This window comes from Streptomyces sp. NPDC005151 (assembly GCF_053599875.1).
In genome coordinates, this window is the sequence record NZ_JBSFYR010000149.1 from 7,321 (window position 1) to 10,878 (window position 3,558).

Below are 3,558 nucleotides of genomic sequence, written 5' to 3' on the forward strand. Positions count from 1 at the left end.
GCACCGCCTGACGTGCGCTTTTGTCCGTCACCCCCGGTGGTCGCACTGCCGGGGGACGGTGGTGCGTTCGGCGCCCGCCCCGACGTTGAGCACCTCGTCGATACGGTCCGCACTGAGCCGTTCCCCGATGGCGGCCGACGCCGCGATCATCAGTTCACCGCATAGCTCGATCTCCGCGAGGGCCACATGATCCTGAACGGTCCGAGTGCTGAGCGTCACCACGTACGTCACCTCTCACTGCCGTCGCCGACTTCCTCATGCCGCCTCCCGGCAAGCTTTGCCCCGTCGCGCTGCCCAGCACGCCCGCTCGCCGCGTTGGCCACAAGCCCTGGTAGCTCCTTCCCCAAGCTCTCAACTTCGTTCGAGCAGGGGAGACCCCATCCAAGGACTTCCGGCCGCCTTGCGATCGCACGCACTGGACGACGCTCCTCATGGGGCAAACCTTGCCGGTCACGGCACTAGCGTAGGGAGCGGACCACGCGCCGCGCATGGCACGGACGGACCATTTCGGCCGCGCCGGATGCCTACGCGCCCGGCCCGCCGCCGCTACCGCTGCCCCTGCTCGATCTGCCCGGTGTAGATGTCGCGATCGTCCGGAAGCTGCACATTCACGGGCACCCCGAACCCGAACAGCAGCGTCGTCGACACCACCTGCACCGCCGGACCCTCGTTGGCGAAACTGAACCGGTGGCGCACCTTCCGCAGCCGCCCCGCCTCGTCCAGATACGCGTCGAACGGCACGGCGTCCATGCGGAACCCTTTCGCCGCCGCGGCCAGTGCGCCACGCGATTTCGGCGAGGCGGCCCGCGCCGCGCGCCCGAGGTCCGCGGTCCCCCGGTAGTGCCGGACCGTCACCCCGGCGAGTTCGGTCTCCCCCACGTACGTCACTTTGTCCGCCCCGCGCAGCAGTTCGGCGGCCGCCATGGGATCGGTGACCCCGCCCGTGACGAGATTGCCGTCCTCCAGGGCCGTCGTATCGACCCTGACCCACTTGCCGGCGGGGACTCCTGCGCCACGGTTCTTCATGTAGAGCGCACCGGGGGCGAGGAGTTCGGTGATGGGGCGGTGTTCGTACTCGCCCGCGGCGTCCTTCGGCAGCACCACGGTGAGCCGGCCGAGCTGCCTGCGGAAGTCGTACGTCCCCCGGCCGGTGATCGTCACCAGCGTCCCGCCTGCCGCGGTCTCCATCGACGTACGCACCTCGGCGCTCCCGGCGACGTCCGGGCTCCCTCGCCGATTCCCGCCCCCTGTCCCGGCGAGCACCGCGGCCGCCCGGTGGATCACATCGAGGGAATCGCCCCCACCCCGCTCATCCACCACGCTCCGTCCGCCGGCATCGGTCCCGCCCCGGCCACCGCTGTCCGAGCATCCGGCGGCCGCCGCCATCACGCCCACCACGGCGAGGGCGCAGACAGCGCGCGCCCCGCCTCCGGACCTGTGCTGCTGCACCACCATCGCCTGCCAACCCTCAACGACGTACCGCTTGCCCGAGCCCCCCACCCGCCCCGCATAACGACCACCCCTGTCCCCCGTCACGCCGTCCTCGTGGGCCTCACGGACGGGTGCCCGTCCCCAGTACCGTGGACGCGTGTACGACCAACACACCGCGGAGGTCACGCCGACCGCTCCCGCCACCCCGCCGACGCCCCCCGCCCACGAGCCCTTCACCATCGAACGCGGCTCGTTCTGCATCGCCCGCTGCGGATGCGGGTGGACCGGCCCGGCCCGTCGCTCCCGCGACCGCGCCCGCACCGACGCCGAGCAACACCGCACCGCCCGCTGATCACGGATCACGGATCACCGACAACCGATCCACCCGACGGTCGCCCGACCGATCGACCCGCGAGGCCATGACCCGGAGGTCCGATGAACCTGCCGAACCGCCGCACCCTGCTCACCGCGGGCGCGGCAACAGCCCTGGCCGGCGCCACGGCCACCGCCTGCAGAGGCACCGGCACGGGTTCTTCGGCCGCCGCCACGGCCACCGCCACCCGCACGTCGCCCGCATCAGCCGGCTCACCGTCCGCCACAACCGGCAAGGCGAACTGGCCCGCCCTGGCCAAGAGCCTCGACGGCACCCTCGTACGCCCCGAGGACGCGGCGTACCGGACGGCCCGCCAGCTCTACAACACCCGTTTCGACGGCCAGAAACCGGCAGCCGTCGCGTACGTCCGGCACGAGGCGGACATCCGTGAGTGCCTGGCCTTCGCCCGCCGCAGCTCCACCCCCGTTTCGATCCGCAGCGGCGGCCATTCCTACGCGGGCTGGTCGAGCGGCAACGGGCGCCTGGTCATTGACGTCTCGTCACTCTCCCGGGTCGACCGGGACGGCACCGTCGGCGCGGGCGCCAGACTCATCGACGTCTACCGGGGTCTTGCCCGGCACGGGCTGACGGTCCCCGGAGGCTCCTGCCCCACGGTCGGCATCTCCGGTCTCACGCTCGGCGGCGGCCACGGCGTCGCGTCCCGCGCGTACGGCCTGACCTGCGACAGCCTCACCGCGGCAACGCTCGTCACCGCCGACGGCAAGACAGTGACCGCCGACGCCAAGCACCACCCCGACCTCTTCTGGGCGCTGCGCGGCGCGGGCAACGGCAACTTCGGCGTGGTCACCGAGCTGACGTTCCGCACCCGCCCGGCCCCGCAGACCGTCACCGCGTACATGTCGTGGCCGTGGTCGCGCGCCCGGTCCGTCATCGCCGCCTGGCAGGAGTGGGGCCCGGACCAGCCGGACGAGATCTGGTCCTCCGCACATCTCGCGGCGGGACCGGGCGGCGGCAACCCGACCGTGTCGGTCGCCGCGTTCAGCCTGGGGACCTACGGCGACCTCCAGAACGCCGTCGACCGTCTCGCCGACCGGATCGGCGCACCGGCGTCCTCGGTGTCGCTGCGCCGCCGCAGCTACGAGGAGGCGATGCTGGTGTACGCGGGCTGCTCCGGCATCAGCGACGCGCAGTGCCGGCTGCCGGGTACGACACCCGGCCGTACCGCGCAGGGCGCGCTCCAGCGCGAGACCTACGCCGCCGCGTCCGACTTCTTCGACCACTCCCTGTCCCCGGCGGGCATACGGGCCCTGCTCGACCGGACCGAGGCGTTCACCCGGATCAGTGTGACCCCGAGCGGCGGCGGCGGATCGATCGCGCTCACCGCGCTCGGCGGGGCGATCAACCGGGTCGACCCGCGGGCGACGGCGTTCGTCCACCGCCGCTCACGGATGCTCGCCCAGTACATCGCCGCCTGGCGACCCGGAACGGCGGGCACGGCCCAGCAGGACTGGCTGAAAAACACCCACGGGGCGCTGCGGCGATACGCGTCCGGGGCGGCGTACCAGAACTACACGGACCCGACGCTGACCGACTGGCGGCAGGCGTATTACGGAACGGCGGCCGACCGGCTCACCCGGGTGAAGAAGCAGTACGACCCCGAGCGCCTCTTCACTTTCCCGCAGGCGCTGTAACGCAGAACCGGGGGGCGCGAACGTTCCCGCAGGTGGAACTGGATCCGGACGTCCTGATCATCGAGCACGGGGACGTGCAGACCTCCGCGGGCGCCGCCTCCG

At 72.2% G+C, this 3,558-nt stretch carries 4 protein-coding genes; 2 read left to right on the plus strand and 2 right to left on the minus strand.

Annotation, left to right across the window (positions count from 1 at the left end; genetic code table 11):
* Positions 1 to 27: 27 nt before the first annotated feature.
* Complete coding sequence (locus ACWD6R_RS37965) at positions 28 to 222, minus strand: hypothetical protein (RefSeq protein WP_451822922.1); 195 nt, start codon at positions 220 to 222, stop codon at positions 28 to 30.
* 324 nt (positions 223 to 546) lie between these two features.
* Positions 547 to 1,455, minus strand: a complete 909-nt coding sequence (locus ACWD6R_RS37970; protein ID WP_451822924.1) for a hypothetical protein — start codon at positions 1,453 to 1,455, stop codon at positions 547 to 549.
* Positions 1,456 to 1,588: 133 nt separating this feature from the next.
* Here ACWD6R_RS37970 and ACWD6R_RS37975 point away from each other — a divergent pair, with 133 nt between their 5' ends.
* On the plus strand, positions 1,589 to 1,783 hold the full coding sequence (locus tag ACWD6R_RS37975; RefSeq protein ID WP_358861385.1) for a hypothetical protein: 195 nt from the start codon (positions 1,589 to 1,591) through the stop codon (positions 1,781 to 1,783).
* 83 nt (positions 1,784 to 1,866) lie between these two features.
* Positions 1,867 to 3,456: an FAD-binding oxidoreductase gene (locus ACWD6R_RS37980; protein WP_451822923.1), complete on the plus strand. Its 1,590-nt coding sequence runs from the start codon at positions 1,867 to 1,869 to the stop codon at positions 3,454 to 3,456.
* The last annotated feature ends 102 nt before the right edge of the window (positions 3,457 to 3,558 follow it).

Bases quoted from the DNA above. Each gene is read 5' to 3' on its own strand.
- ACWD6R_RS37970 (WP_451822924.1), bottom strand. From the start codon at position 1,455: ATGGTGGTGCAGCAGCACAGGTCCGGAGGCGGGGCGCGCGCTGTCTGC.
- ACWD6R_RS37980 (WP_451822923.1), top strand. From the start codon at position 1,867: ATGAACCTGCCGAACCGCCGCACCCTGCTCACCGCGGGCGCGGCAACA.